Annotated in this window: 20 protein-coding genes and 1 pseudogene; 5 read left to right on the top strand and 16 right to left on the bottom strand. The window is 73.4% G+C overall.

Annotated elements, in window-relative coordinates; genetic code table 11:
• Positions 1 to 15: 15 nt before the first annotated feature.
• Positions 16 to 1,248: a benzoate/H(+) symporter BenE family transporter gene (locus ACFVWU_RS00235; RefSeq protein ID WP_387613352.1), complete on the bottom strand. Its 1,233-nt coding sequence runs from the start codon at positions 1,246 to 1,248 to the stop codon at positions 16 to 18.
• 204 nt (positions 1,249 to 1,452) lie between these two features.
• Between ACFVWU_RS00235 and ACFVWU_RS00230 the strand changes: the two genes are divergently transcribed.
• Positions 1,453 to 2,346: a hypothetical protein gene (locus ACFVWU_RS00230; protein ID WP_387613350.1), complete on the top strand. Its 894-nt coding sequence runs from the start codon at positions 1,453 to 1,455 to the stop codon at positions 2,344 to 2,346.
• Between the two features lie 213 nt (positions 2,347 to 2,559).
• The gene (locus ACFVWU_RS00225; RefSeq protein ID WP_387613348.1) at positions 2,560 to 3,510 is read left to right on the top strand and encodes a hypothetical protein; all 951 of its coding nucleotides are present in this window, start codon (positions 2,560 to 2,562) and stop codon (positions 3,508 to 3,510) included.
• An 80-nt stretch (positions 3,511 to 3,590) separates the two neighbouring features.
• Here ACFVWU_RS00225 and ACFVWU_RS00220 read toward each other — a convergent pair whose 3' ends face one another.
• Genes ACFVWU_RS00220 through pdhA form a run of 3 tightly spaced genes read right to left on the bottom strand, consistent with a single transcriptional unit; the run spans position 3,591 to position 7,150 of the window.
• Complete coding sequence (locus ACFVWU_RS00220) at positions 3,591 to 5,006, bottom strand: dihydrolipoamide acetyltransferase family protein (RefSeq protein ID WP_387613345.1); 1,416 nt, start codon at positions 5,004 to 5,006, stop codon at positions 3,591 to 3,593.
• A gap of 15 nt (positions 5,007 to 5,021) precedes the next feature.
• Positions 5,022 to 5,996: an alpha-ketoacid dehydrogenase subunit beta gene (locus ACFVWU_RS00215; RefSeq protein WP_387613343.1), complete on the bottom strand. Its 975-nt coding sequence runs from the start codon at positions 5,994 to 5,996 to the stop codon at positions 5,022 to 5,024.
• Positions 5,996 to 7,150, bottom strand: coding sequence for a pyruvate dehydrogenase (acetyl-transferring) E1 component subunit alpha (pdhA, locus tag ACFVWU_RS00210; protein WP_387613340.1), 1,155 nt, complete (start codon positions 7,148 to 7,150; stop codon positions 5,996 to 5,998). The genes ACFVWU_RS00215 and pdhA overlap by 1 nt, the downstream gene beginning before the upstream one ends.
• A gap of 426 nt (positions 7,151 to 7,576) precedes the next feature.
• On the opposite strand from pdhA, the gene ACFVWU_RS00205 reads away from it, so the two are divergent.
• Together ACFVWU_RS00205 and ACFVWU_RS00200 are read left to right on the top strand one after the other, a co-directional pair.
• Positions 7,577 to 8,236, top strand: a complete 660-nt coding sequence (locus ACFVWU_RS00205; protein ID WP_387613338.1) for a response regulator — start codon at positions 7,577 to 7,579, stop codon at positions 8,234 to 8,236.
• Positions 8,237 to 8,301: 65 nt separating this feature from the next.
• On the top strand, positions 8,302 to 9,390 hold the full coding sequence (locus ACFVWU_RS00200) for a phosphotransferase (protein ID WP_387613335.1): 1,089 nt from the start codon (positions 8,302 to 8,304) through the stop codon (positions 9,388 to 9,390).
• Between the two features lie 5 nt (positions 9,391 to 9,395).
• Here ACFVWU_RS00200 and ACFVWU_RS00195 read toward each other — a convergent pair whose 3' ends face one another.
• The 11 genes and pseudogenes from ACFVWU_RS00195 to ACFVWU_RS00145 form a co-directional block, all read right to left on the bottom strand.
• Entirely contained in the window at positions 9,396 to 11,147 is a 1,752-nt protein-coding gene (locus ACFVWU_RS00195; protein ID WP_387613332.1) for a protein kinase, read from the bottom strand.
• A 112-nt stretch (positions 11,148 to 11,259) separates the two neighbouring features.
• Positions 11,260 to 12,696 (bottom strand): protein kinase, encoded by a 1,437-nt coding sequence (locus tag ACFVWU_RS00190; RefSeq protein WP_387613330.1) that lies wholly within the window; start codon positions 12,694 to 12,696, stop codon positions 11,260 to 11,262.
• 284 nt (positions 12,697 to 12,980) lie between these two features.
• On the bottom strand, positions 12,981 to 13,595 hold the full coding sequence (locus ACFVWU_RS00185) for a bacterial proteasome activator family protein (RefSeq protein ID WP_387613328.1): 615 nt from the start codon (positions 13,593 to 13,595) through the stop codon (positions 12,981 to 12,983).
• Positions 13,596 to 13,853: 258 nt separating this feature from the next.
• A complete protein-coding gene (locus ACFVWU_RS00180; protein ID WP_387613325.1) occupies positions 13,854 to 14,522 on the bottom strand; it encodes a hypothetical protein in 669 nt (222 codons plus the stop codon).
• 138 nt (positions 14,523 to 14,660) lie between these two features.
• The gene (locus ACFVWU_RS00175) at positions 14,661 to 15,638 is read right to left on the bottom strand and encodes an NAD(P)H-quinone oxidoreductase (protein WP_387613322.1); all 978 of its coding nucleotides are present in this window, start codon (positions 15,636 to 15,638) and stop codon (positions 14,661 to 14,663) included.
• A gap of 36 nt (positions 15,639 to 15,674) precedes the next feature.
• The gene (locus ACFVWU_RS00170) at positions 15,675 to 16,733 is read right to left on the bottom strand and encodes a potassium channel family protein (protein WP_387613319.1); all 1,059 of its coding nucleotides are present in this window, start codon (positions 16,731 to 16,733) and stop codon (positions 15,675 to 15,677) included.
• Positions 16,734 to 16,856: 123 nt separating this feature from the next.
• Positions 16,857 to 18,065: a molybdopterin molybdotransferase MoeA gene (locus ACFVWU_RS00165; RefSeq protein WP_387613316.1), complete on the bottom strand. Its 1,209-nt coding sequence runs from the start codon at positions 18,063 to 18,065 to the stop codon at positions 16,857 to 16,859.
• Positions 18,062 to 18,343 (bottom strand): annotated as a pseudogene (locus ACFVWU_RS00160) (DUF6457 domain-containing protein); the annotation flags it as partial. The pseudogene ACFVWU_RS00160 and the gene ACFVWU_RS00165, both read right to left, overlap by 4 nt.
• Positions 18,344 to 18,449: 106 nt before the next feature.
• Positions 18,450 to 19,046, bottom strand: a complete 597-nt coding sequence (locus tag ACFVWU_RS00155) for a molybdenum cofactor guanylyltransferase (protein ID WP_387613313.1) — start codon at positions 19,044 to 19,046, stop codon at positions 18,450 to 18,452.
• A gap of 31 nt (positions 19,047 to 19,077) precedes the next feature.
• A complete protein-coding gene (locus ACFVWU_RS00150) occupies positions 19,078 to 20,052 on the bottom strand; it encodes an MBL fold metallo-hydrolase (protein ID WP_387613311.1) in 975 nt (324 codons plus the stop codon).
• A gap of 128 nt (positions 20,053 to 20,180) precedes the next feature.
• Entirely contained in the window at positions 20,181 to 20,828 is a 648-nt protein-coding gene (locus tag ACFVWU_RS00145) for an FMN-dependent NADH-azoreductase (RefSeq protein WP_387613308.1), read from the bottom strand.
• 104 nt (positions 20,829 to 20,932) lie between these two features.
• On the opposite strand from ACFVWU_RS00145, the gene ACFVWU_RS00140 reads away from it, so the two are divergent.
• On the top strand, positions 20,933 to 21,340 hold the full coding sequence (locus ACFVWU_RS00140) for a winged helix-turn-helix transcriptional regulator (RefSeq protein ID WP_387613305.1): 408 nt from the start codon (positions 20,933 to 20,935) through the stop codon (positions 21,338 to 21,340).
• Positions 21,341 to 21,428: 88 nt separating this feature from the next.
• Here ACFVWU_RS00140 and ACFVWU_RS00135 read toward each other — a convergent pair whose 3' ends face one another.
• Complete coding sequence (locus ACFVWU_RS00135; RefSeq protein ID WP_387613302.1) at positions 21,429 to 22,196, bottom strand: polyprenol monophosphomannose synthase; 768 nt, start codon at positions 22,194 to 22,196, stop codon at positions 21,429 to 21,431.
• Positions 22,197 to 22,229 lie beyond the last annotated feature (33 nt).

Here is a 22,229-nt window from a genome sequence, read left to right as displayed (position 1 = left end):
CGCCATTCATACCAATCAATCCCGGCGGCGCTTCCCCAGGGTCAGCACGAGGTGCGTCCCGAGTCCGAAGAGCAGCCCCCAGAAGGCCGAACCGATGCCGAACAGGCTCATCCCCGAGGCGCTCGCCAGGAAGGTCACCACCGCCGCGTCCCGCCCGCGCTCCTCCGCGACCGCCGCCGCCAGGCTGCCCTGCAGCGAGGCCAGCAGCGCGACCCCGGCGATCACCGCGACCAACTCCTTCGGCAGCCCGGTGAACAGGCTCACCAGCACCCCGCCGAAACTGCCCACCAACACGTACAGCACGCCCGAGGACATCCCCGCGACGTACCGCCGGCGCGGGTCCGGGTGGGCCTCCGGACCCGAGCAGATCGCCGCGGTGATCGCCGCCAGGTTCACCCCGGGCGAGCCGAACGGCGCCATCAGCATCGCCATCGCACCGGTCGAGCCGATCAGCAGCCGGTCGTCCGCCTGGTAGCCGAAGGCCCGCATCACCCCGAGGCCCGGGGCGTTCTGCGAGGCCAGCGTGACGATGGTGAGCGGCAGTGCCAGCCCCACCAGGGCCGACCAGGAGAAGGCCGGCACCGTCAGCACCGGCACGGTCGGCCCGCCCGAGCCCAGGTGCAGCGGCAGCCCGACGGTCAGCGCCGCCAGCACCCCGCCGACCAGCAGCGCGACCGGTACGGCGTACCGGGGAGCGAACCGCTTGGCCAGCAAGAAGGCCGCGAAGCCGCCCACCACCAGCACCGGCGCGCTGTGCACGGCGCCGAAGATCCCGGCGCCGAAGGAGAACAGGATGCCCGCCAGCATCGCGTTCACGATCCCCACCGGCACCGCCGCGATCAGCCGGCCGAACCAGCCGGTCACCCCGAACAGCGTCACCACCGCGGCGCTCACCAGGAACGCCCCGACCGCCTCCCGGTACGGGTAGCCGCCCAGGCTGGTCACCAGCAGCGCGGTCCCCGGGGTGGACCAGGCGGTGATCACCGGCGTCCGGGTCCACCAGCTGAGCGCGAAGCCGCTCACCCCGCTGCCGATCGCCACCGCCCAGATCCAGGACGCGGTGTGCGCCTGGTCCAACCGCCCGGCGGCCGCCGCCGCCAGCACCACCACCAGCGGCCCCGAGAAGGACACCGCGACGCACACCAGTCCCGCCAGCAGCGCCGGCCCCGACACGTCCCGCCGCAGCGACCGCCGTTCCCCGCCCTCGACCGCCGTCTTCTCCGGTCGGATCGTCAGCTCATCCGTCATTCCGGCAGTATCCCGAAGCCCGGCCGAAGACTCCCGAAAAAACTTTTCAACCGACCTGCAACCCCCGGCGGGGATGGACGTCTATACGGATGAAGGCACGGAGAGCGAGACCGGCGAAGCCGGGGGGCGCTTCCGCTCACAAGGAGCGGGGCCGGTCGTCTTCACCCACACACCGTCAGACACATGACCCTGGGGAGTCACGTCATGCGCACGTCCGTTATCACCCGTTTTGCGAAGAACGACCGCGCCTTCTCCGGCCGCCGCCGCATCGCCGTCCTCGCCGCCGCCACCGTCCTCGCGGGCGGCGTCCAGGTCATCGCGACCACCGACTCCGCCTGGGCCTGCGGCGACGGGCGGTTCAGCACCCCGTACACGGTCGACAAGCCGACCGTCCCGTCCGCGGACTTCCGGGTCTTCGACTCCAACAGCGTCGCCGCCGACGGCAGCTGGACCGAATTCGGCCTGTCGATCACCAACTTCACCGGAGCTGACGTCGCCACGACCACGCCGTCCTTCAGCCTGGCGTCCGCCACCCAGGGCGCTCCCCTGCGCACCAAGGACCTCCGGGTCGAGGTCATGCAGCACGGCTCCTGGAAGTCGCTGAAGCTCAACGCGGGCTGCATCGGGATCGACGCCGACACCAAGTCGCTGGCGCAGCCGCTGTCCAACGGCCGGGCCGCCAACTTCATGTTCCGGGTCTCCCTCTCCCCCGACGCCCCGAAGGACCTGACCGCGCTGAACCTGGCGACGGATGCCAGCAACGACAAGTTCACGCTGGAGTCCTGGGACTTCCGCACCGTGAAGGTCACCCACCCCAAGACCGCCCCCGCCGCCCAGAAGCAGGCCCCGACCGAGAAGCCCGCGCCCGCCAAGCCCGCCGCCGAGAAGCCCGCCGCCGCTCCCGCCACCGAGCAGAAGCCCGCCACCGAGCAGACCCCCACCGCCGCTCCGGCGACCACCGCCCCGGCCGGCACCCCCGAGCTCGCCCACACCGGCGCTTCCGAGACCAACACCTTCCTCGCCCTGTCCTCCGCCGCGCTGCTCGCGCTCGGCGCCGGCGTCCTGATCGCCGTCCGCCGCCTCCGGCACCAGCGCTGACCGGCCACGGCACAACCGCAGGGGCCCTCGGCCCCGATCGATCGGAAGAAATTCCGAAACGACCTGCAACCCCCGGAGGGGATGCGCGTCTATCAATGTGAGGGCACGGAGACCGAGACCGGCAGAGCCGGGGGGGTGCTTCCGCTCACGAGGACCGGAGCCGGTCGCCCTCACCCAACACACCGCCAGACACGACCTGGGGAGAGTCACGTCATGCGCACGCCCGTTATCACCCGTTTCGCGAAGAACACCCGCTCGCTCTCCGGCCGCCGCCGCATCGCCGCGCTCGCCGCCACCACCGTCCTCGCGGGCGGCATCCAGTTCCTCGCCACCGACACCGCCTGGGCCTGCGGCGCCGACGAGGGCAGCGCGCCCGTCACCGCTCCCGCGAAGCAGTCCGCCGTGGAGGAGCAGGACCAGTCCGTCGAGCTGCACGGCCAGGGCGCCACGACCACGTTCACCTCGACCCCGGCCGCGATCACCATCGGCGGCCCCAAGGCCGAGTTCGATGTCGCGGTCTCCAACAGGACCGGCGCCGACTATCACTGGATCATGCCGGGAATCTCGGTCTTCAACACGCACGGCGCCACCCCGAGGCCCTCGCAGGTCACCGCCGAGATCATGGTCAACGGCCAGTGGCAGCGCCTGCCGATGCGGAACGGCTGCGACCCGGCGGTCGGCAGCGAGGCTCCGGCCGCCGGCGCTCCGCTCGCCAAGGGCCACACCGTCAACTACCGCTTCCGGGTCGGGCTCTCCGCCGACGTCGCCAAGGACATCGACGGGCTGCAGGTCATCGTCTCGCCGAGCAACGGCCGCGGCGCGATCACCGACGTCAAGGTGGCGCACCCGCAGGCGCCTGCCAAGCCGACCACCCCGGCCAAGCCCAAGCCCACTCCGACCAAGGAGGCCAAGGAGGCCAAGGAGGCCAAGGAGGCCGAGCCCGCCACCGACCGGACCCCCGCCGCGCCCACCGAGGCGACCAAGTCCCCGTCGCCGCAGGCCACTTCCGCCGCCCCGGCGACCACCGCCCCGGCCGGCACCCCCGAGCTCGCCCACACCGGCGCCTCCGGGACCAACACCTTCCTCGCCCTCTCCGCCGCCGCGCTCCTCGCGCTCGGCGCCGGCGTCCTGATCGCCGTCCGCCGACTCCGTCCCCAGCGGTAGTCGACGGGCGAGCACGACGAAGGGGCCCTCCTCCGTACGGCGGTACGGAGGAGGGCCCCTTCGTCAGTTCCGGCGAACCGTCAGCCCCAGGTGATCAGGCGCTTCGGGTACTCCAGCAGCGCGGCCACGTCGGCCAGCACCTTGGAGCCCAACTCCCCGTCCACCAGCCGGTGGTCGAAGGAGAGCGCGAGCGTGGTGACCTGGCGCGGGACGACCTTGCCCTTGTGCACCCACGGCAGCTCCCGGACCGCGCCGAAGGCGAGGATGGCCGCCTCGCCCGGGTTGAGGATCGGGGTGCCGGTGTCGACGCCGAAGACGCCGACGTTGGTGATGGTGACCGTGCCGCCCTGCATGTCGGCCGGCGAGGTCTTGCCCTGGCGGGCGGTCTCCACCAGCTCGCCGAGCGCGACGGCCAGGCCGGACAGGGTCCTGGACCCGGCGTCCTTGATGTTCGGGACGATCAGGCCGCGGGGGGTGGCCGCGGCGATGCCGAGGTTCACCTGCCCCTTGATCACGATCTCCTGGGCCGCCTCGTCCCACTGGGCGTTGATCTCCGGGTGGCGCTTGATCGCGGTGAGCAGCGCCTTGGCGACCAGCAGCAGCGGGCTGACCCGGACGTCCCGGCCCAGTTCGCCGCTCTCCTTGAGCCGACGGACGAACTTCATCGTGCGGGTCACGTCGACCTGCACGAACTCGGTGACGTGCGGGGCGGTGAAGGCCGAGGCCACCATCGCCTGCGCGGTCGCCTTGCGGACGCCCTTGATCGGCACCCGGACGTCGCCCGCGGCGGGGGCGAACACCGGCACCTCGACCGCGGCGACCTCGGTCACCTCGACGGCCGGAGCCGCCGGAGCGGCCTGGGCCGCGGCGTGGGCGTGCACGTCCTCGCGGGTGATCACGCCGTCCGGGCCGGTCGGGGTGACGGCCCGCAGGTCGATGCCGAGGTCCTTGGCCAGCTTGCGCACCGGCGGCTTGGCCAACGGCCGCTCACCGACCGGCACTTCGGCCACCGGGGCGGGCGCGGCCGGAGCCGGGGCGACCGGGGCGGCGGGCGCGGCCGGAGCCGGCTTCGACGCGGTGACGGTCTTGGTGGTGGTCGTCCGCCGGGCCCGGCGCTGGCTGCCGCCGGTGCGCGGGCCGTACCCGACCAGCACCTCCCGGCGCTCCGGCTCGGCCTCGGCGGCCGGCACCTCGGCGGCGGGGGCGGGCGCGGGCACAGCGGCCGGAGCGGCCGCCTCGCCGGCCACCGCGACCGAGATGATCACGGTGCCGACGTCGACCGTCGCACCCTCCGGGAAGAAGAGCTGCTCGACGACCCCGTTGAACGGGATCGGCAGCTCCACGGCCGCCTTGGCGGTCTCGACCTCGCAGACGACCTGCCCGTCGGTGACGGTGTCACCGGGCTTGACGTACCAGCTGAGGATCTCGGCCTCGGTGAGGCCCTCGCCCACGTCGGGCATCTTGAACTCGCGGAGCGAGCGAACTTCGGTGGTCATCTTCGCTCCCCGGTATCAGTACGCGAGCGCGCGGTCGACGGCGTCGAGCACGCGGTCCAGGTCGGGCAGGAAGGACTCCTCGACCCGGGACGGCGGGTACGGCGCGAAGTAACCGCCGACCCGCAGGACGGGCGCCTCCAGGTGGTAGAAGCACCGCTCGGTGAGCCGGGCGGCCAGCTCGGCGCCCATGCCCATGAAGACCGGAGCCTCGTGCACCACGACGGCCCGCCCGGTGCGCTTGACCGACTCCTCCAGGGTGGTGAAGTCCACCGGGGAGAGCGAGCGCAGGTCGACGACCTCCAGCCGGCGGCCGTCCTCCTCGGCGGCCGCGGCGGCCTCCAGGCAGACCTTGACCATCGGGCCGTACGCGATCAGCGTCGCGTCGGCGCCGGGGCGGACGATCCGGGCGTCGTGCAGGCCCAGGTCGGCGGCGGCGCCGACCTCGCCCTTGTCCCAGTAACGCCGCTTGGGCTCCAGGAAGATGACCGGGTCGTCCGACTCGATGGACTGCCGCAGCATCCAGTGCGCGTCGTGCGCGTTGGCCGGGGTGACCACCCGCAGACCGGCGGTGTGCGCGAAGTACGCCTCGTGCGACTCGCTGTGGTGCTCGACCGCGCCGATACCACCCGCGTAGGGGATGCGGACGGTGATCGGCATCTTGACGTGGCCCAGCGCACGGGCGTGCATCTTGGCCAGCTGGGAGACGATCTGGTCGAAGGCCGGGTAGACGAAGCCGTCGAACTGGATCTCCACGACCGGGCGGTAGCCGCGCAGCGCGAGGCCGATCGCGGTGCCCATGATGCCGGACTCGGCCAGCGGGGTGTCGATCACCCGGCCCTCGCCGAAGTCCTTCTGCAGGCCGTCGGTGATCCGGAAGACGCCGCCGAGCTTGCCGATGTCCTCGCCCATCAGGACGGTCTTCGGGTCGTTCTCCAGCGACTTGCGCAGCGCCTCGTTGAGCGCCTTGGCGATGCTCAGCTGACCGGCCATCAGTGGTTCTCCCCCGCCTCGAAGGAGGCCGCGTACTCGATGTATTCGGCCCGTTCCTCATCGACCAGCGCGTGCGGTTCGCTGTACACGTGGTCGAAGATCAGCGTCGGGTCCGGGTCCGGCATGCTGCGCACGCCCTCGCGCACCCGCAGGCCCAGCTGCTCGCTCTCGGCGTCGACGGCGGCGAAGAACTCCTCGTCCGCCAGGCCCTCCTTCTCCAGGAGGGTGCGCAGCCGCAGGATCGGGTCCTTGGCCTTCCAGGCCTCGGTCTCCTCGGCGAGCCGGTAGCGGGTGGGGTCGTCGGAGGTGGTGTGCGCGCCCATCCGGTAGGTGAAGGCCTCGATCAGCACCGGGCCGTTGCCGCTGCGGGCGTAGTCCAGCGCCCAGCGGCTGACCGCGAGGCAGGCCAGCACGTCGTTGCCGTCCACCCGCACGCCCGGGAAGCCGAAGCCGGAGGCGCGGCGGTACAGCGGGATCTTGGTCTGGGTGGTGGTGGGCTCGGAGATCGCCCACTGGTTGTTCTGGCAGAAGAACACCACCGGCGCGTTGTAGACCGAGGCGAAGGTGAAGGCCTCGTTGACGTCGCCCTGGCTGGAGGCGCCGTCGCCGAAGTACGCGATCACCGCGTCGTCCGCGCCGTCCTTGGTGATGCCCATCGCGTAGCCGGTGGCGTGCAGGGCCTGCGCACCGATCACGATGGTGTACAGGTGGAAGTTCTTCTCGTTCGGGTCCCAGCCGCCGTGGTTCACGCCGCGGAACATGCCGAGCAGGTTCAGCGGGTCGACGTCGCGGCACCAGGCCACGCCGTGCTCGCGGTAGGTGGGGAAGGCGTAGTCGCCGGTGCGCATGGCGCGACCGGAGCCGACCTGGGCGGCTTCCTGGCCGAGCAGCGAGGCCCACAGGCCCAGCTCGCCCTGACGCTGGAGGGCGGTCGCCTCGCCGTCGAACCGGCGCACCAGCACCAGGTCGCGGTAGAGGGAGCGCAGCTCCTCCGGAGTGATGGTGAGGGGGTAGTCCGGGTGCTCGACCCGCTCGCCTTCCGGGGTGAGCAGCTGCACGAGCTCCGGCTGGGCGTCCTTACCCGTGGCGCGGAGGGTGTCAGGGACGCCGGGGGCCGCCTTCTTGCGAGCCCTCGCCGTGCTTTTGACGGTCACGTTCACTCCTCGGTCTGTCCGGCCGCCCGGGGTCGCCGGTGACCGGTCCGGTCACCGCCTCGCGGGGCGCGCGTGGGTGTGCGCACCTACTGCGTGGCAGGTGGTGATCCTGTTCCGACGGCGTCCCTCACGAGAACGTTACCCAGCGTCCGCCCTTGGCGCGCTTGCGCTAGGACGTCCTACTTGTTCAGGGCCTACAACCCCGAGGGTGCCGCGCCGGGGCTCGCCGTCGGAAGGGTGGGGGTGACGGTCGGCGTGACGCAGCTCTCAATTCGAGCGCCTTCAGGACACCAGCGCACGTTATCCGGGCAGACGCCCGTACGAAAGGGGGTTCTCGGTATCGGTTTCGGCGACTGTGGCCGGATCACGTCTTTACGCCGATGCGAACGATAGGCCTTATGTAGGGTGATATGGGAGGCTTTGGGCGTGACTGATAACGGACAAATCAGGGTGTTCCTGCTCGACGATCACGAGGTCGTCCGACGGGGCGTGCACGACCTGCTCTCGGTCGAGGACGACATCGAGGTGGTCGGCGAGGCCGGCACGGCCGCCGAGGCGCTCACCCGGATCCCGGCGGTCCACCCCGACGTCGCGGTGCTCGACGTCCGGCTGCCGGACGGCAACGGGGTCGAGGTCTGCCGCGAGGTCCGCTCCCGGCTGCCCGAGATCAAGTGCCTGATGCTGACCTCCTTCTCGGACGACGAGGCGCTGTTCGACTCGATCATGGCGGGCGCCTCCGGCTACGTCCTGAAGGCGATCCGCGGCACCGACCTGATCACCGCCGTCCGGGACGTCGCGGCCGGCCGCTCGCTGCTCGACCCGGTCGCCACCAGCCGGGTGCTCGCCCGGCTGCGCGACGGAGGCGAGAAGGAGGACGAGCGACTGTCCCAACTCACCAAGCAGGAGCGGCGGATCCTCGATCTGATCGGCGAGGGGATGACCAACCGTCAGATCGGCAACGCGTTGCACCTGGCCGAGAAGACGGTGAAGAACTACGTCTCCAGTCTGCTCGCCAAGATGGGCATGGAGCGGCGCACCCAGGCGGCCGCCTTCGTGGCACGGCACCAGACCGACCATCAGTACTGATCCGGCCAGTTCACACATCCGACGGTTTGTCAAGGGCCCCCACCAGGGGGCCATAACCTCTGCACGTGACTTTCAGCCAGACCCTCGCCTGCGCCCCGGCCCGCCCCGACCTCTCCGCCCCGCCGATAGGGACCCTCAGTCCGCCCGTCCCGCGCAGCGCACTCGACGAGGTCCTGGCCCGCTACCGGGTGGGGCGGCTGCTGACCGCCGAACCGGTCGCCGAAGGCCTGCTGAACCGGGGTTACCGGGTCACCACCGAGGCCGGGGCGTACTTCCTGAAGTGCTACGTCGACGCCGCCACCGCCAACCGTCCGAAGATCCTCGCCCACCACCGCGCGATGACCGACCTGCACGCCCTCGGACTGCCCGTCTCACCCCCGCTGACCTGCACCGAACGCGCCGGCACGGTGGCCGGCCTGGGCGGCCGGCTGTTCGCGCTCTTCCCCTGGGTCGATGGCCGACACCAGCACGGCACGGAGCTCCCCCTGCCGCAGTGCGACGCGCTCGGCGCGCTGCTCGGCCGACTGCACGGCGCGCTCGACGACGTCTGCGCCCCCCTCGACCAGCCCGCCGGCTACCGCAGCGCCGACCCCCTCGACAGCGCCGAACTCGCCCGCGAACTGCGCCGCCACGCCCGCGAGCACCGCCCGTACGGCGAACTGGACGCCCTGGTCGAACAACGGCTCGCCGAACGGCTGGAACTGCTCGCCGACCACGCCCACCGCCGCCCCGACCCGCAGGCCGCCCCGCCCACCGGCTGGACCCACGGCGACTTCCACGGCCTCAACCTGCTGTACGACGGCGACCGGGTCGTGGCCGTCCTGGACTGGGACAAGCTCGGCCCCCAGCCGCGCGCCGAGGAGGCCGTCCGCGGCGCCACGCTGCTCTTCAACGACCGGACCACCGGCACCCTCGACCTGGTCCGGGTCCGCCGCTACTCACAGGCCTACCGGGCCTCCGGGGCCGCCACCGCCGAGCACCTGGCCGCCGCCGTCCACCGGGTCTGGTGGGAGCGGCTGAACGACTTCTGGATGCTGCAGTGGCGCTACCAGCGGGCCGACCACCGGGCCGACCCGCTCTACCCCGCCTCGGCGGGCCAGTTGGCGTGGTGGTGCCAGGAGTACGAGCAGGTCCTGGACGCCTTCGCCAACTGAGCCCGTCAGCCGGTCACCACCGGCGGCGGCACGGTGCCACCGCCGCCACCGGTCGGCTTGGAGGTCGGCGGCGCCGTGGTCGGGCCGCCACCGCCGCCCGAGGTCGGCGTCGACCCCCCCGAGGTCGGCCCGCTGGTCCCCGTCGAGGTGGCCGTGGGGACGTGGGTGGGCGTCGACGTCGCCGTCTGGGTCGGCGTCGGGGTCGGCGTGTGCTTGCCCGAATTCGGCGACGGCGACACGTTGTTGTAGCCACCGCCGCCGTTGCCGGTGTAGCTGCCGTTGTCGGTCGGCTGCTGCGGCCGCCGACTGCCGGTGACGGACGGCGGCGGGGTCGTCTGGCCGCTCTGGGTCGGCGTGCTCGGCTCGGTGGTGCTGACCACCGGGGCGGGCGTGTTCGGCGTGATCGTCTTGTCGTTGTCGCTGCCGCCGCTGAGGGCGAAGGCGATCCCGGCACCGGCCGCGAGCAGCACGGCGAGCCCGCCGACCACCCAGCCCCAGGGCCCGCGCCGACGGCCGGAGCCGTGGTCGCCGTGGTCGCCGTCGTCCTCGCCGCCACCGCCGTACGGGCCGCCGGCCGCCGGGTAGGGCGAGGAGGGGGTGCGCGGGCCGCCCGTCGAGTACGGCAGCACGGAGGTCTGGTCGCCCGCGCCGACCGCACCGAAGGCCTGGGTGGCCGCCGACTGGTCCGGGCGGATCACCTGGGTGGCGCCGGTGTCGCCGGCCGTCGCGCCGACCCAGCCGGCCCCGGCCGCGCCGTGCATCTCACGCAGCGCGTGCTGCACGTGGGCGCGGAACTCGTCGGCGTCCTGGAAGCGGTCGTCCGGGTTCTTGGCGAGCGAGCGCAGCACCAGCGCGTCCAGCCCGTACGGCACCCGGCTGTTGGCCTGCGAGGGTGGCACCGGCGGGTCCTGGACGTGCTGGTAGACCACCGAGAGCGGGGTGTCGCCGGTGAACGGCGGGCGCAGCGTGAGCAGCTCGTAGAGCATGCAGCCGGCCGCGTACAGGTCGGAGCGGTGGTCGACCGCCTTGCCGAGCGCCTGCTCGGGCGACAGGTACTGCGGGGTGCCCATGACCATGCCGGTCTGGGTCATCGTGGTGGCCCCGCCGGTCAGCGCCCGGGCGATGCCGAAGTCCATCACCTTGACCGCGCCGGCGTTGGTGATGCTCACGTTGGCGGGCTTGATGTCGCGGTGCACGATGCCGTTCCGGTGGCTGTAGGCCAGCGCCTCCAGCACCCCGGCGATGATGATCAGCGCCTGGTCGACCGGCGGCGCCTCCTCGTCCACCAGCAGCTCGCGGACGGTCCGGCCCTCGACCAGCTCCATCACGATGTACGGCGTGGACTCGTCCCCGACGTACTCCTCGCCGGTGTCGTAGACCGAGACGATCGCGTGGTGGTTCAGCGCCGCGACGGCGTGTGCCTCGCGGGTGAAGCGCAGTCGGGCGACGTCGTCCTGGGCCAGCTCGCCGCGGAGCAGCTTGACCGCGACGGTGCGGCCCAGCCGCACGTCCTCGGCGGCGAAGACCTCGGCCATGCCGCCGCGGCCGAGCCGGTGGGTCAGCCGGTAGCGGCCGTCGCCGACCGTGCCCAGCGGGGCGGCGGTGCCGCGGCCGGGGGTCTGCGGCCCGCTCCGGCCGAACGGCGGCAGCGCGGAGGTCGCGGCTTCGCTGCCCGGCTCGGGAATCCTCGGCGTCCCGCCGGTCCGTCCGTCCGCTCGGGCACCCGCGTCGTCGTCCGGCTGCTGCGTCTGTGCCATCGCTCCTCGCCCCGGGCGTTCGCTCGGAATCGCGGTGCCCTGTCGCTTACGTATCCCCGAACGCTACCGCTTCCGGCGCGCACCCGTGACAGCCCGAACCTGCCGGAAACCGTCAGAGCAGGCCATTCCGGTCGGTCGGCTGGTCCAGCACCAGCACCGCGGCCGGCCGCTCCGCGTGCCCGCCGAACTTGCTCTTGGTCTTGTCCTGCGCCTTGTTCACCACGATCGCGATGATGATGCCGGCCAGCACCAGCACACCGACGATGATCGCGACGACCACGAACGCCGTGGAGCAGCCGCCGCTGTTGGGCTTCGGCTGCTGGTACGGCGGCATCGGCTGGGGCATCGGCTGCGGCACCGGGGTGTGCATCGGCCGCTGCCCGCCCTGCTGGTGGAACTGCGGCTGCGGGGCCGGGGTCTGGTAGGCGGGCGGCGGCGTCCGGTACTGCGGCTGCGCCCCTTGCTGGAGGTACTGGGGGTGCGGCGTGTGCGGAGCCTGCGGGACCGGGGTCTGGTAGGCGGGCGGCGGGGTCTGGTACTGCGGCTGCTGGGGGAAGGGGTGAGGGGTCTGCGGGGTCTGCGGGGCCTGCGGCGCGGCGTGCACCGCGCGCGGGCCCTCCTTGATCATCAGCGGGGTGCTCGCCTGGAGCGAGTGTCCGCCGCCGCCCTTCAGCTCCGCGATCAGCCGCTCCGCCTCGTCCCGCATCGCGGCCGCGCTCTGGAAGCGGTGCGCCGGGTCCTTGCGCAGCGCCTGGGCGACGTAGGCATCCACGGCCGGGGTGATCGAGCGGTTGAGGCTGGAGGGCGCCGGCGGCTCCTCCTGGACGTGCTTGTAGGCGATCGAGAAGGCCGAGTCGCCGTCGAAGACCAGCTGGCCGGTGAGCATCTCGAAGAGCATCACGCCGACCGAGTAGAGGTCGGAGCGGGCGTCCACCGGCTTGCCCAGCGCCTGCTCGGGCGAGAGGTACTGCGGGGTGCCGACCACCATGCCGGTCTGGGTCATCGACGTGACGCCGGATTCCAGCGCCCGGGCGATGCCGAAGTCCATGACCTTGACGTTGCCCTTGCGGTCGAACATGACGTTGCCGGGCTTGATGTCGCGGTGCACCAGGCCCATGTCGTGCGAGGCCTCCAGCGCGTTCAGCACGCCGACGGTGACCTTCAGGGCCTCTTCGGTGGGCACCGCGCCGTACTGGGCGACCGCCTCGTTGATCGTCTCGCGCAGGCCCTTGCCGTCGATCAGCTGCATGACGATGTACGGCGTGCTGGAGCCGTCCGCAGCGACGTCCTCGCCGCTGTCGTACACCGTGACGATGTTGGGGTGCTCCAGCCGGGCCACCGCCTGGGCCTCGCGGCGGAACCGCTCCTTGAACGAGTCGTCCCGGCCCAGCTCGCTGTGCATGCTCTTCAGCGCGACCTGCCGGTCGAGCACGCTGTCGTACGCGAGGTGCACGGAGGCCATGCCGCCCTCACCCAGCAGCCGCTGCAGCACATAGCGGCCGTTGCCCAGGGAGAAGCCCTCGACCGCCGCGTTGCCGTGCTCGCTCATGGTCCTCTGCTCCCCCTCGGCGCGGCCGTGCTGCCGCAGCCGTGACGTTCGGTCTCGTCCGTGCGTGGTGGGCCCGGCCCGCTGGCCTGGCGGACCCCTGTCGCGGCGGCTCGACCGGCCAGCGACAGGGGTCAGGGTATCGGCTCTCGCCGACGGTGATCGGTGCAGGGCCGATCCTGGCCCCGGGCCGTCGGCGCCCCTCCACGGCGCCGCGGCCCGGGGCGGATCGTCGCGGTACGTCCGGTCCGGCGACGGCCTACAGGCTGCGGTCCGCAGGCTGCTGTCTACAGGTAGGGGCCGGAACGGATGCCGCGGCCGTGACCAGGCTCCTCCTCGTCCGGCTCGCCGCCGTGCAGACCGGGCGGCAGGGCGCGGCGCATCTGCTCCAGCTGGGCCCGCGCGGCCATCTGCTGGGCGAACAGGGCGGTCTGGATGCCGTGGAACAGGCCCTCCAGCCAGCCCACCAGCTGGGCCTGGGCGATCCGCAGCTCGGCCTCGGTCGGGATGCTGTCCTCGGTGAACGGCAGCGACAGCCGCTCCAGCTCGGCGACCAGCTCCGGGGCCAGCCCGAGCTCCAGTTCCTTGATCGAGCTGGCGTGGATGTCCTTCAGCCGGGCCCGGCTGGCCTCGTCGAGAGGCGCGGCCCGGACCTCCTCCAGCAGCTGCTTGATCATGCTGCCGATGCGCATGACCTTGGCGGGCTGCTCGACCATCTCGGTCACCGGGAGCTCACGCGGGAGGTCGCCCTCGTCGTCCCCGTCTCCCGCCGGCCCGGCGAACCCCTGGCCCACCGGCAGCCCGTCCGGTCCGACGATCAGCACCTTCTGGCCGTCCTGCGACTGCCCGCCGGCGGCCCGGAAGGGCTCCTGCGACGAGCGCTCGTTCATCGGATTCGTCATGAACAACATTCTCTCTCACTGGGGTTGGTCGGGCGGAAGCCCCCGTTCGTCCCGCCGTCCTGCGCCACCCCGTCACGACGGTACGCCCCCACGCCCCGCGCGGGAATCCGTACGGATACTCAGTTCCCGCCCCGCCCCGACCGACTCCCGCCGCACGCCCCCCAGGAGCCCACCCCGGAACCCGCACCGAACCTCCACCTCCGGCAGGGCCGGAGGGGTGCTCTCGACGGGCCGAAGCGGGCCGAAGCGGGCCCCGGTTCAGCCCTTCCGCAGGCGGAGGCCGATCAGACCGAGACCGCAGCCGATCAGGCCGAGGCCGACGCCCAGGGGGAGCTGGAGGGTGGAGGGGTCCTGCCAGCGCGCCGGGAGGACGGCGGGGACGACGGGGACAGCGGGGGCTGCGACGGGCTGGTCGGAGGTGCCCGTGACGGTGTCCGGGGCGGTGGGGTCGGCGGGGGCCGGGGTGCCCGCGTCGCTGTCCGGCCGGTCGGCCTCGAAGCTCCGGCCCTGGGCCTGGCCGGGGGCCTGGTCCGGGGCCTGCTCGACGCTCTGGTCCGGGATCCGCGCGGGAGGCTGCTGGACGGCCTGGTCCGGCGCCCGGTCCGGCGCCTGCTCGACCGCCGCACCGGGGCGCTCAGGCGCCGAGGCCAGGCGGTGGCGATGGGCATGGGGGAAGTCGCCGGCGGCCCGGCGCGGCCTGGGCCCCTGATGTTGCGGCCGTGCGACCGAGGGCTCCGCCCCGACGCTCAGCCCGGTGTCCGACAGGGCCCCCGCGGCGGTCGTCGTCGCGGGGGCCGCCGTCGCGACGGCCAGCGGGAGCATCAGCCCCAGCACGGCCGCCGCGAGCAGCCTCTGGGTGCGGTGGGTACGACGGTGGTGCGGCGCGGCGGGCAGCGGCCCGAGGGATGAGTGGAATGATGCGGCCACGGTCGGAGTCCTTCCGACGGCCGACCGCGCCCGGAGGCGGGGCCGGCGGCGGGACAGCTCCGGACCAGCCTCACACATTCCGCCGAATGCGGCATTTCAGACGCCCCGGGCCACCCCGCCGCCCTGCGGACCCGCCGCTCAGGCCTTCAGCACGACCTTCCCGACCTGCTCCCCCGCCTCCAGCACCCGGTGCCCCGCACCGGCCTCGACCAGCGGCAGCACCCGGTCCACCACCGGCTTCACCACGCCGGACTCGACCAGCGGCCACACGTGCTCCCGCACCGCCGCCACGATCGCCGCCTTCTCCGCCAGCGGCCGCCCGCGCAGGTTGGTGGCGATCACCGCCGCCCGCTTGCGCAGCAGCGCGTTGAGGTCGAGCTCGCCCTTCACCCCGCCCTGCAGCCCGATGATCACCAGCCGTCCGTTGACCGCCAGCGCGTCCACGTTCCGCTGCAGGTACTTGGCGCCCATGATGTCCAGGATCACGTCCGCCCCGGCCCCGTCGGTGGCCTCCCGGAGCACCTCGACGAAGTCCTGCTCGCGGTAGTCGATCGCGATGTCCGCGCCCAGCTCGACGCACCGGGCCAGCTTCTCCGCGCTGCCCGCCGTCACCGCGACCCGCGCGCCGACCGCCTTGCCCAGCTGGATCGCCATCGTTCCGATGCCGCTCGCGCCGCCGTGCAGCAGCACCGTCTCACCGGGCCGCAGGTGGGCCGTGAGGAACACGTTGGACCAGACCGTGCAGGCCACCTCCGGCAGCGCCGCGGCCTGCTCCGCGCTCAGCCCCTTCGGGATCGGCAGCAGCTGCCCGCTCGGCACCGCGACCCGCTGCGCGTACCCGCCGCCGGCCAGCAGGGCGCACACCTCGTCGCCGACCGCCCAGCCGGACACCCCCGGCCCGAGCGCGACGATCCGCCCGGCGCACTCCAGCCCCGGGTAGGGCGAGGCGCCGGGCGGCGGGTTGTAGAAGCCCTGCCGCTGAAGCAGGTCGGCGCGGTTGACGGCGGTGGCCGCCACCTCGACCAGGACCTCGCCCTCGCCGGGGACCGGGTCGGGCACCTCGGCCCACACCAGGGCCTCGGGGCCGCCGGGTACGGGAATCGTCATCGCATACATGCCCCGAACCTACTGCGACTCACGGCAGTTCGCGGGTCAGGCCCCTCGCCGGTCGGTCGACTTGATGACGATCACCCGATCGGTCAGCTGCAGCACGGCGGCCTCCGGCTCGGTGTAGTTGAGCACCCGTCGGCCCCGGACCACCGCGACCACCAGGTCCGCGCACTCGCGCGGGCTGTGCCCGGCCTCGGCCCGGGTGACCGGCCGCTCCACCACATCCAGCCCGTGCCCGTACGTCAACAGGTCCTCCATCACCGCTCCGGCGTGCGGGCTGAGCATCGACAGCCCGAGCAGCCGCCCGGCCGAACTGGAGCTGGTGACCACGACGTCGGCGCCGCTCTGCCGCAGCAGCGGCGCGTTCTCGTCCTCCCGCACCGCCGCGACCACGGTGGCGGCCTTGTTCAACTGCCGCGCCGTCAGGGTGATCAGCACGGCGGTGTCGTCCCGCTCGGGCGCGACCACCACCCGGGCCGCGGTGGGCAGGGCGGCCCGCACCAGGGTGTCGGTCCGGGTCGCGTCGCCGACCACCCCGACCAGGCCGTGCTGCGAGGCGTGCTCGATCACCTTGGGCTGCGGGTCGACGACGACGATCTTCTCCTTCTTCACCCCCTGTCCGAGCAGGGTGTCGACGGCGCTGCGCCCCTTCGTCCCGAAGCCGATGACGACGGTGTGCTCGCGCACGGTGGACCTCCAGCGGTTCAACCGCCATTGCAGGCGGGTCCGTTCGGTGAGTACCTCCAGCGTGGTGCCGACCAGGATGATCAGGAACAGCACGCGCAGCGGGGTGATCACGAAGATGTTGGTGAGACGGGCGCTGTCGCTGAACGGGGTGATGTCGCCGTACCCGGTGGTGGAGAGCGTCACGGTGGCGTAGTACGCCGCGTCCAGGAAGCCGAGCTCGCCGCCCGCGTTGTCGTGGTAGCCGCCCCGGTCGAGGTACACGATCACCGAGGTGGCGACCAGGAGGGCCAGCGCCAGCATCAGCCGCGAGCCGACCTGCCGGAGCGCCGGCGCGGTCCGCCGGGCGGGCAGCACGATCCCGGCGTCCGCCCACGGCTCGGTCCCCGACGCCGAGATCCGCCGCAACCGGCTCATGCGCCCGCCTCGCTGCGCTCGGCAGGGGCACTCGCCCACGCGCACCCTTCGACGATGAGCTCGCTCCGCTCACTCATGCGCCCACCCCACCGGCCTCCGGCCGGGGGTGCCCCCATCGCTCGCTCACGGCGCCTCCACCAGCTCGACGGCCTGCCCGGCCGCCGCCCCGCCGGGCGGGACCACGGCCAGCGCCTCCGCCCGCGCCAGGCCGCGCAGCATCGCGGGCCCGTCGAAGGCGAGCGGTACGACCCCCTCGACGGTGCGCCGCACCGGCTGCAGCCGGGTGTCCACCGGGTGCCCGGGCAGCAGCACGGCCGCCGGCGCGAGCGCGGGGGCGGCGACGGACCGCCCGTCGCGGGCGTGCAGCAGCGGCAGGGCGAGCGTGACCATCCCGGCGACCGCGGCCAGCGGGTTGCCCGGCAGGCCCACCAGGTGGCGCCCGCCGGGGAGTTCGGCCAGCAGCATGGGGTGTCCGGGCCGCACGGCGACGCCGTCCACCAGCAGCCGGGCACCGGACTCGGCGAGCGCCCGGTGCAGGAAGTCCACCGGCCCGGCGGCCGTCCCGCCGGTGGTCACCACGACGTCGGCGGTGGAGTGCCGCAGCGCGTCCCGCAGCAGCCCGAAGTCGTCGCGGACGCACCGGACTTCGGCCACCTCCGCACCGGCCGCCCGCAGCCAGGGCGGCAGAAGCGGTCCGAGCGCGTCCCGGACCAGCCCCGGCCCGGGAATCCCGGAGGCGAGCAACTCGTCGCCCAGTACCAACAGTTGGACCACCGGGCGGCGGCGGACGGCGAGCCGGTCGTGGCCGCAGGCGGCGGCCAGGCCGAGCGCCGCCGGGCCGATCACCGTCCCGGCCGGCAGCAACTCCTCGCCCCGGCGGCACTCCTGGCCGCGAGGGCGGACATCCTGACCGGGGGTCAGCTGCTGCGGGCCGCGGTCGTGCAGCAGCGCGCCGTCCGCCCGACCGTGCTCGCGGCGCAGTACGGCGGTGGCGCCGGGCGGAAGTTGGGCCCCCGTGGCGATCTCGACGGCGCTGCCGTCGGCCAGCGGCGTCACGTCGGTGCGGCCGGCCAGCACCCGCCCGGCGACCCGCCAGGGCCCGGGACCGGCGACCGCCCAGCCGTCCATCGCGGAGGTGTCGAAGGCGGGCAGGTCGGTCAGCGCGCCCAGCGGTTCGGCGAGGGTGTGGCCGAGCGTCTCGGCCAGCGGCAGCCCGATCACCGGCAGCGGGCGCAGCCCGGCCCGGCGCGCGGTCTCCCGGGCCCGCGGCCAGCTCAGCAGGCCGGGGCCGGTCGCCGGGGTGGCCACGGTGGCCTGCCCGACCTCGCTCACGGCTCGCCCGGCCCGGCGGCGGCGCTCCAGCTCTCGGCGAGCGCCGTGGTCCGCCGGGACGCCTCGGCCACGGCCTGCGACCCGCCGCCCTGCTGCGCGGCCGCGTAGCCGATCAGAAAGGCGGTCAGCGGCGCGGCCGGCCGGGCGACCCCGTGCGCGACCACCCGGGCCATGTCGAGCAGGCCCCGGACGTCCACGTCCAGGTCGATACCCAGGTCGGCCTTGACCTCGGCGATCCAGTCTTCCAGCGTGCGCTCCATGCGCCCATGCTGCCTGATCGGCGGTTTCCCCGAGGTGTTCACCCCGTGTGCAAGGCGCGTCGTTTCCCTCACGGACCGGCGACGGACCCCGTGAGGTCCCTGGCGACCGCCGCGCGGCGAACCCTCAGGACTTCTCCCGCCAGGACTTCTCCCGCTCCCGGGCCTGCTCCAGGTCCTCCCAGGTGTCGCAGTCGTACGCGACGTTGTCGGTGTCGGCCACCAGCAGCCGGGACAGCCCTCCGACGAGCCGGCGCAGCGGCAGCCCGTCCGGGTCGCCGAGCCCTGCCAGCGCGGCCCGCAGCGGGGCGGTCCGGTAGGCGGCGGCGAGCGGCTGCTCGCGTCCGCCGGCGTCGACCAGGACGGTGGCCGCCACGGTCGGGTCGGCCGCGTCGAGGGCGCCGACCAGCCGGTCCACCGTCCTCCGGTCCAGGAAGGGCAGGTCGGCGGCGAACAGCAGCACGGTGTCCGCGGTGACGAGGTCGAGCCCGGCCGCGACGGCGGCGACCGGCCCGCCGCCGGGCGGCTGCTCCCTGGTCCAGCGGACCCCGTCGCGCGCGGTCGGCCGGGCGGGACCGACCACCACGGTGGTGCGGGCGCCCGCGCAGGCGGCGAGCACCCGGTCGAGCAGGGTGGTCTCCCCCACGGTCAGACCGGGCTTGTCGACCCCGCCGAGGCGGCGGGCGGCCCCACCCGCGGGGACGATCACGTCGTACGGCGTCATGCGGCCAGTATCCGCCCGGCCGCGCCGGGCCCTACTCGGGCGGGTCGTCCTCGACGATCTCCGCGTCGATGATCCCGTCCTCGGCCTCCGCCGCCGCCTCCCGGGCGGTGTTCGCCACCGCGCCCAGTTCCAGGAAGGACGGCAGGGTCAGCTCCCCGTACCGCTCGCTCATCGCCGTGACCAACGCCTCCGGGTCGGCCGGGTGCGCGGCCAGCGCCCGGTCGAAGTCCCGCAGGTACTCCCCGGTGAAGGCGAGCACCCGGGCCGCGTCGTCGCCCTGTTCGGGGGCGCGGTGTCCGGCGATCACCCGGTCCACCCCGAGGTCGGCGATCCGGCCGAGGTTGTGCCCCCAGGTGGCGCGCTGGGCCGGGGTGGTGTCGGCGGTCCACACGTGGGTGCCGTTGCCGACGAAGTCCCCGGCGATCACGGTCCGGATGCTGGGCACGTGGACGACCGAGGACTCCCCGCAGTCGGCCTGGCCGAGCAGCAGCACCGGGATCACCTGGCGGTCGAGCATCAGCGGCTGCGGCAGCAGCGGGGCCGGGACCAGCGGGTGGTCGGGGATGTCGTCGCCGTACACCGGTTTCCACTGCGCGACCTTGGCGGCGACGGTGCGCCGGATGCCCTCGACCACCGCCGGCGCGGCCAGCAGCTGGGCGTCCGGGAAGAGCTTCAGCACCTCCTCGGCGCCGAAGTAGTGGTCGGGGTGCTGGTGGGTGACCACGATGGCGAGCAGCCGGCGGCCCTTGCCCGCGACCCACTCGGCCAGTTCCCGCCCGGCGCTGCGGGTGAGCTGGGCGTCCACCAGGATCGCGGTCCGCTCGCCGAGGATCAGCGTGGAGGTGGTGAAGAAGGCCGACTCGGGACCGGTGAAGACGGCGACCTCCAGCGGCCGCGCGGGCCGCTCGGCCTGCGCGGCGGCGTCGGCCGCCACGGGATCGGTCGCAGCGGGCTCGGCGTCCGCCCGGTCCGCACCGGCGCTCTCCTCGGGCGGGGACGACGTCACGGGCTGCTCCCTCTGGTCGGCGGTCGGACTCCCTGCGCCCTACAGCATGGGAGTACCGGCGGCCGATCGCGCGGAAGGCGCGCCCGGCGGGGCGCGCCTTCAGACGCGGCTCACACGGCTCGGACGGCTCACACCGCGGCGAGGGCGGCGGTCTCCTTGCCGCGGCGGGCGGCCTGCTCCAGCGCCTGCGCCTTGGACTCGGCGGCCTTCGGCACGAAGTCGGCCATCGCCGGGACGGTCCCGGCCAGGGTGAACTCCGGAACGATGAAGTCGACCTCCAGCCCGAGCATGCCGGTCAGCACCTTCTCCAGGTAGGTGGTGACGAACTCGTACGGCTCGCGCGGGGCGCCGGGCGCGTACGAGCCGCCGCGGGCGGCGACCACGGTGACCGGGGTGCCCTTGGCGGAGGGCTCCTCGCCGGCCGTGCGGCCCATCAGGATCACCTGGTCCAGCCAGGCCTTGAGGGTCGACGGGATCGTGAAGTTGTACATCGGGGTGCCGATCAGCACGGCGTCGGCGCCCTCCAGCTCGGCCATCAGCTCGTCGCGCAGCGCGAAGGCGGCGCTCTGCTCGGCGCTGCGGCCCTCGGCCGGGACGAACCCGCCGGTGATGCCGTGGACGTCCAGGTGCGGGATCTGGTCGACGGCGAGGTCCCGGTAGATCACCGTGCCCTCGGGGTGCTCGGCCTGCCAGGCGGCCCGGAAGGCGGCCGTGACCTCGCGGGAGACGGAGCCGTCGGCCACCGCGGAGGAGTCGATGTGCAGAAGCGTGGGCATGAGGGACCTCCAGAGAATAAGTAGCTGCTGTTTTCGCCGCAGCTGCAAGTACCATAGCAGCTTACTTTTCTGCAGTCACTAGTGGCACGAGTAGTCTGGATCCCATGGCCGAGCACGAGGTAGTGACCGATGGGGCGCCCACCGCCGTGGAGGCGTGCGTCGCCGGGGAACAGGGCGGCTGCACCAACGTCGAGCTGGCCCTCACCCGGGTGTTCACCCTGCTCGGGAAGCGCTGGACCGGCCTGCTGCTGGGCGTGCTCGCCCAGAGCGGCCCGGCCTACTTCTCCGAGCTGCGCCGCGCGGTCCCGGGCATCAGCGAGCGGATGCTCTCCGACCGGCTGTCCGAGCTGGCCGAGGCCGGGATGCTCGTCCGTGAGGTCGACGCGGGCCCGCCGCTGCGGGTCAGCTACCGGCTCACCGAGGGCGGCATCGCGCTGAAGCCCGCACTCACCGAACTGGCCGTCTGGGCCGACCGCTACCTGCCGGAGAGCGCCCTCAAGGGCGGCTGCTGACCGGCCCGGGCCGCAGCAGCCGAAAACCCCCGGACACGACGAAGGGCCCGCCCGCCGGAAACCGGCGGACGGACCCTTCGCCCAGGACTCAGCGCTTGGTCAGGCGACCACGCAGTCGGGCCACCCGGTCGGCGACACCCCAGGAGGTGACCCGCCAGAGCGCCTCGATCACGATGTTGCGGCTCATCTTGGACGCGCCCAGCTCGCGCTCGACGAAGGTGATCGGCACCTCGGCGACCTTGAACCCGGCCTTCACCGTGCGCCAGGCCAGGTCGACCTGGAAGCAGTACCCGGCCGAGGCCACCTGGTCCATGCCCAGCCCCTGCAGGGTCTCCTTGCGGAAGGCCCGGTAGCCGCCGGTGACGTCCCGGATCGGCACGCCCAGCATCAGCCGCGAGTAGGTGGAGCCGCCGCGCGAGAGCAGCAGGCGCGACTTCGGCCAGTTCACCACCCGGCCGCCCGGCACCCAGCGCGAGCCGAGCACCAGGTCGGCGCCGCGCAGCGCGCCCAGCAGCCGGTCCAGCTCCTCGGGCTGGTGCGAGCCGTCCGCGTCCATCTCGACCAGGACGTCGTAGCCGTTGTCGATGCCCCAGCGGAAGCCCGCGAGGTAGGCGGCGCCCAGGCCCTCCTTGCCCTTGCGGTGCATGACGTGCACGTTCTGGTCCTCGGCGGCCAGCTTGTCGGCCAGCTCGCCGGTGCCGTCGGGGCTGTTGTCGTCGGCGACCAGCACGTGCGCCTCGGGCACCGAGGCGCGGACCCGGCCGACGATCCGCTCGACGTTCTCCGCCTCGTTGTAAGTCGGGATGATCACCAGGACCCTGCCGAGATCAGCAAAACTCTGCTGGTTCACGGTCACGTACAAACCTCTCGGCCGGTGGCGGGGAGTATC

The organism is Kitasatospora sp. NPDC058190 (genome assembly GCF_042883685.1).
GTDB lineage: Bacteria > Actinomycetota > Actinomycetes > Streptomycetales > Streptomycetaceae > Kitasatospora.
The sequence above is the reverse complement of the archived record's forward strand: the minus strand, read 5'-3'. Positions and strand labels throughout refer to the sequence as shown.

Bases quoted from the DNA above. Each gene is read 5' to 3' on its own strand.
- ACFVWU_RS00235 (WP_387613352.1), bottom strand. From the start codon at position 1,248: ATGACGGATGAGCTGACGATCCGACCGGAGAAGACGGCGGTCGAGGGC.
- ACFVWU_RS00230 (WP_387613350.1), top strand. From the start codon at position 1,453: ATGCGCACGTCCGTTATCACCCGTTTTGCGAAGAACGACCGCGCCTTC.
- ACFVWU_RS00225 (WP_387613348.1), top strand. From the start codon at position 2,560: ATGCGCACGCCCGTTATCACCCGTTTCGCGAAGAACACCCGCTCGCTC.
- ACFVWU_RS00220 (WP_387613345.1), bottom strand. From the start codon at position 5,006: ATGACCACCGAAGTTCGCTCGCTCCGCGAGTTCAAGATGCCCGACGTG.
- ACFVWU_RS00215 (WP_387613343.1), bottom strand. From the start codon at position 5,996: ATGGCCGGTCAGCTGAGCATCGCCAAGGCGCTCAACGAGGCGCTGCGC.
- ACFVWU_RS00195 (WP_387613332.1), bottom strand. From the start codon at position 11,147: ATGGCACAGACGCAGCAGCCGGACGACGACGCGGGTGCCCGAGCGGAC.
- ACFVWU_RS00190 (WP_387613330.1), bottom strand. From the start codon at position 12,696: ATGAGCGAGCACGGCAACGCGGCGGTCGAGGGCTTCTCCCTGGGCAAC.
- ACFVWU_RS00185 (WP_387613328.1), bottom strand. From the start codon at position 13,595: ATGACGAATCCGATGAACGAGCGCTCGTCGCAGGAGCCCTTCCGGGCC.
- ACFVWU_RS00175 (WP_387613322.1), bottom strand. From the start codon at position 15,638: ATGTATGCGATGACGATTCCCGTACCCGGCGGCCCCGAGGCCCTGGTG.
- ACFVWU_RS00170 (WP_387613319.1), bottom strand. From the start codon at position 16,733: ATGAGCCGGTTGCGGCGGATCTCGGCGTCGGGGACCGAGCCGTGGGCG.
- ACFVWU_RS00155 (WP_387613313.1), bottom strand. From the start codon at position 19,046: ATGACGCCGTACGACGTGATCGTCCCCGCGGGTGGGGCCGCCCGCCGC.
- ACFVWU_RS00145 (WP_387613308.1), bottom strand. From the start codon at position 20,828: ATGCCCACGCTTCTGCACATCGACTCCTCCGCGGTGGCCGACGGCTCC.
- ACFVWU_RS00140 (WP_387613305.1), top strand. From the start codon at position 20,933: ATGGCCGAGCACGAGGTAGTGACCGATGGGGCGCCCACCGCCGTGGAG.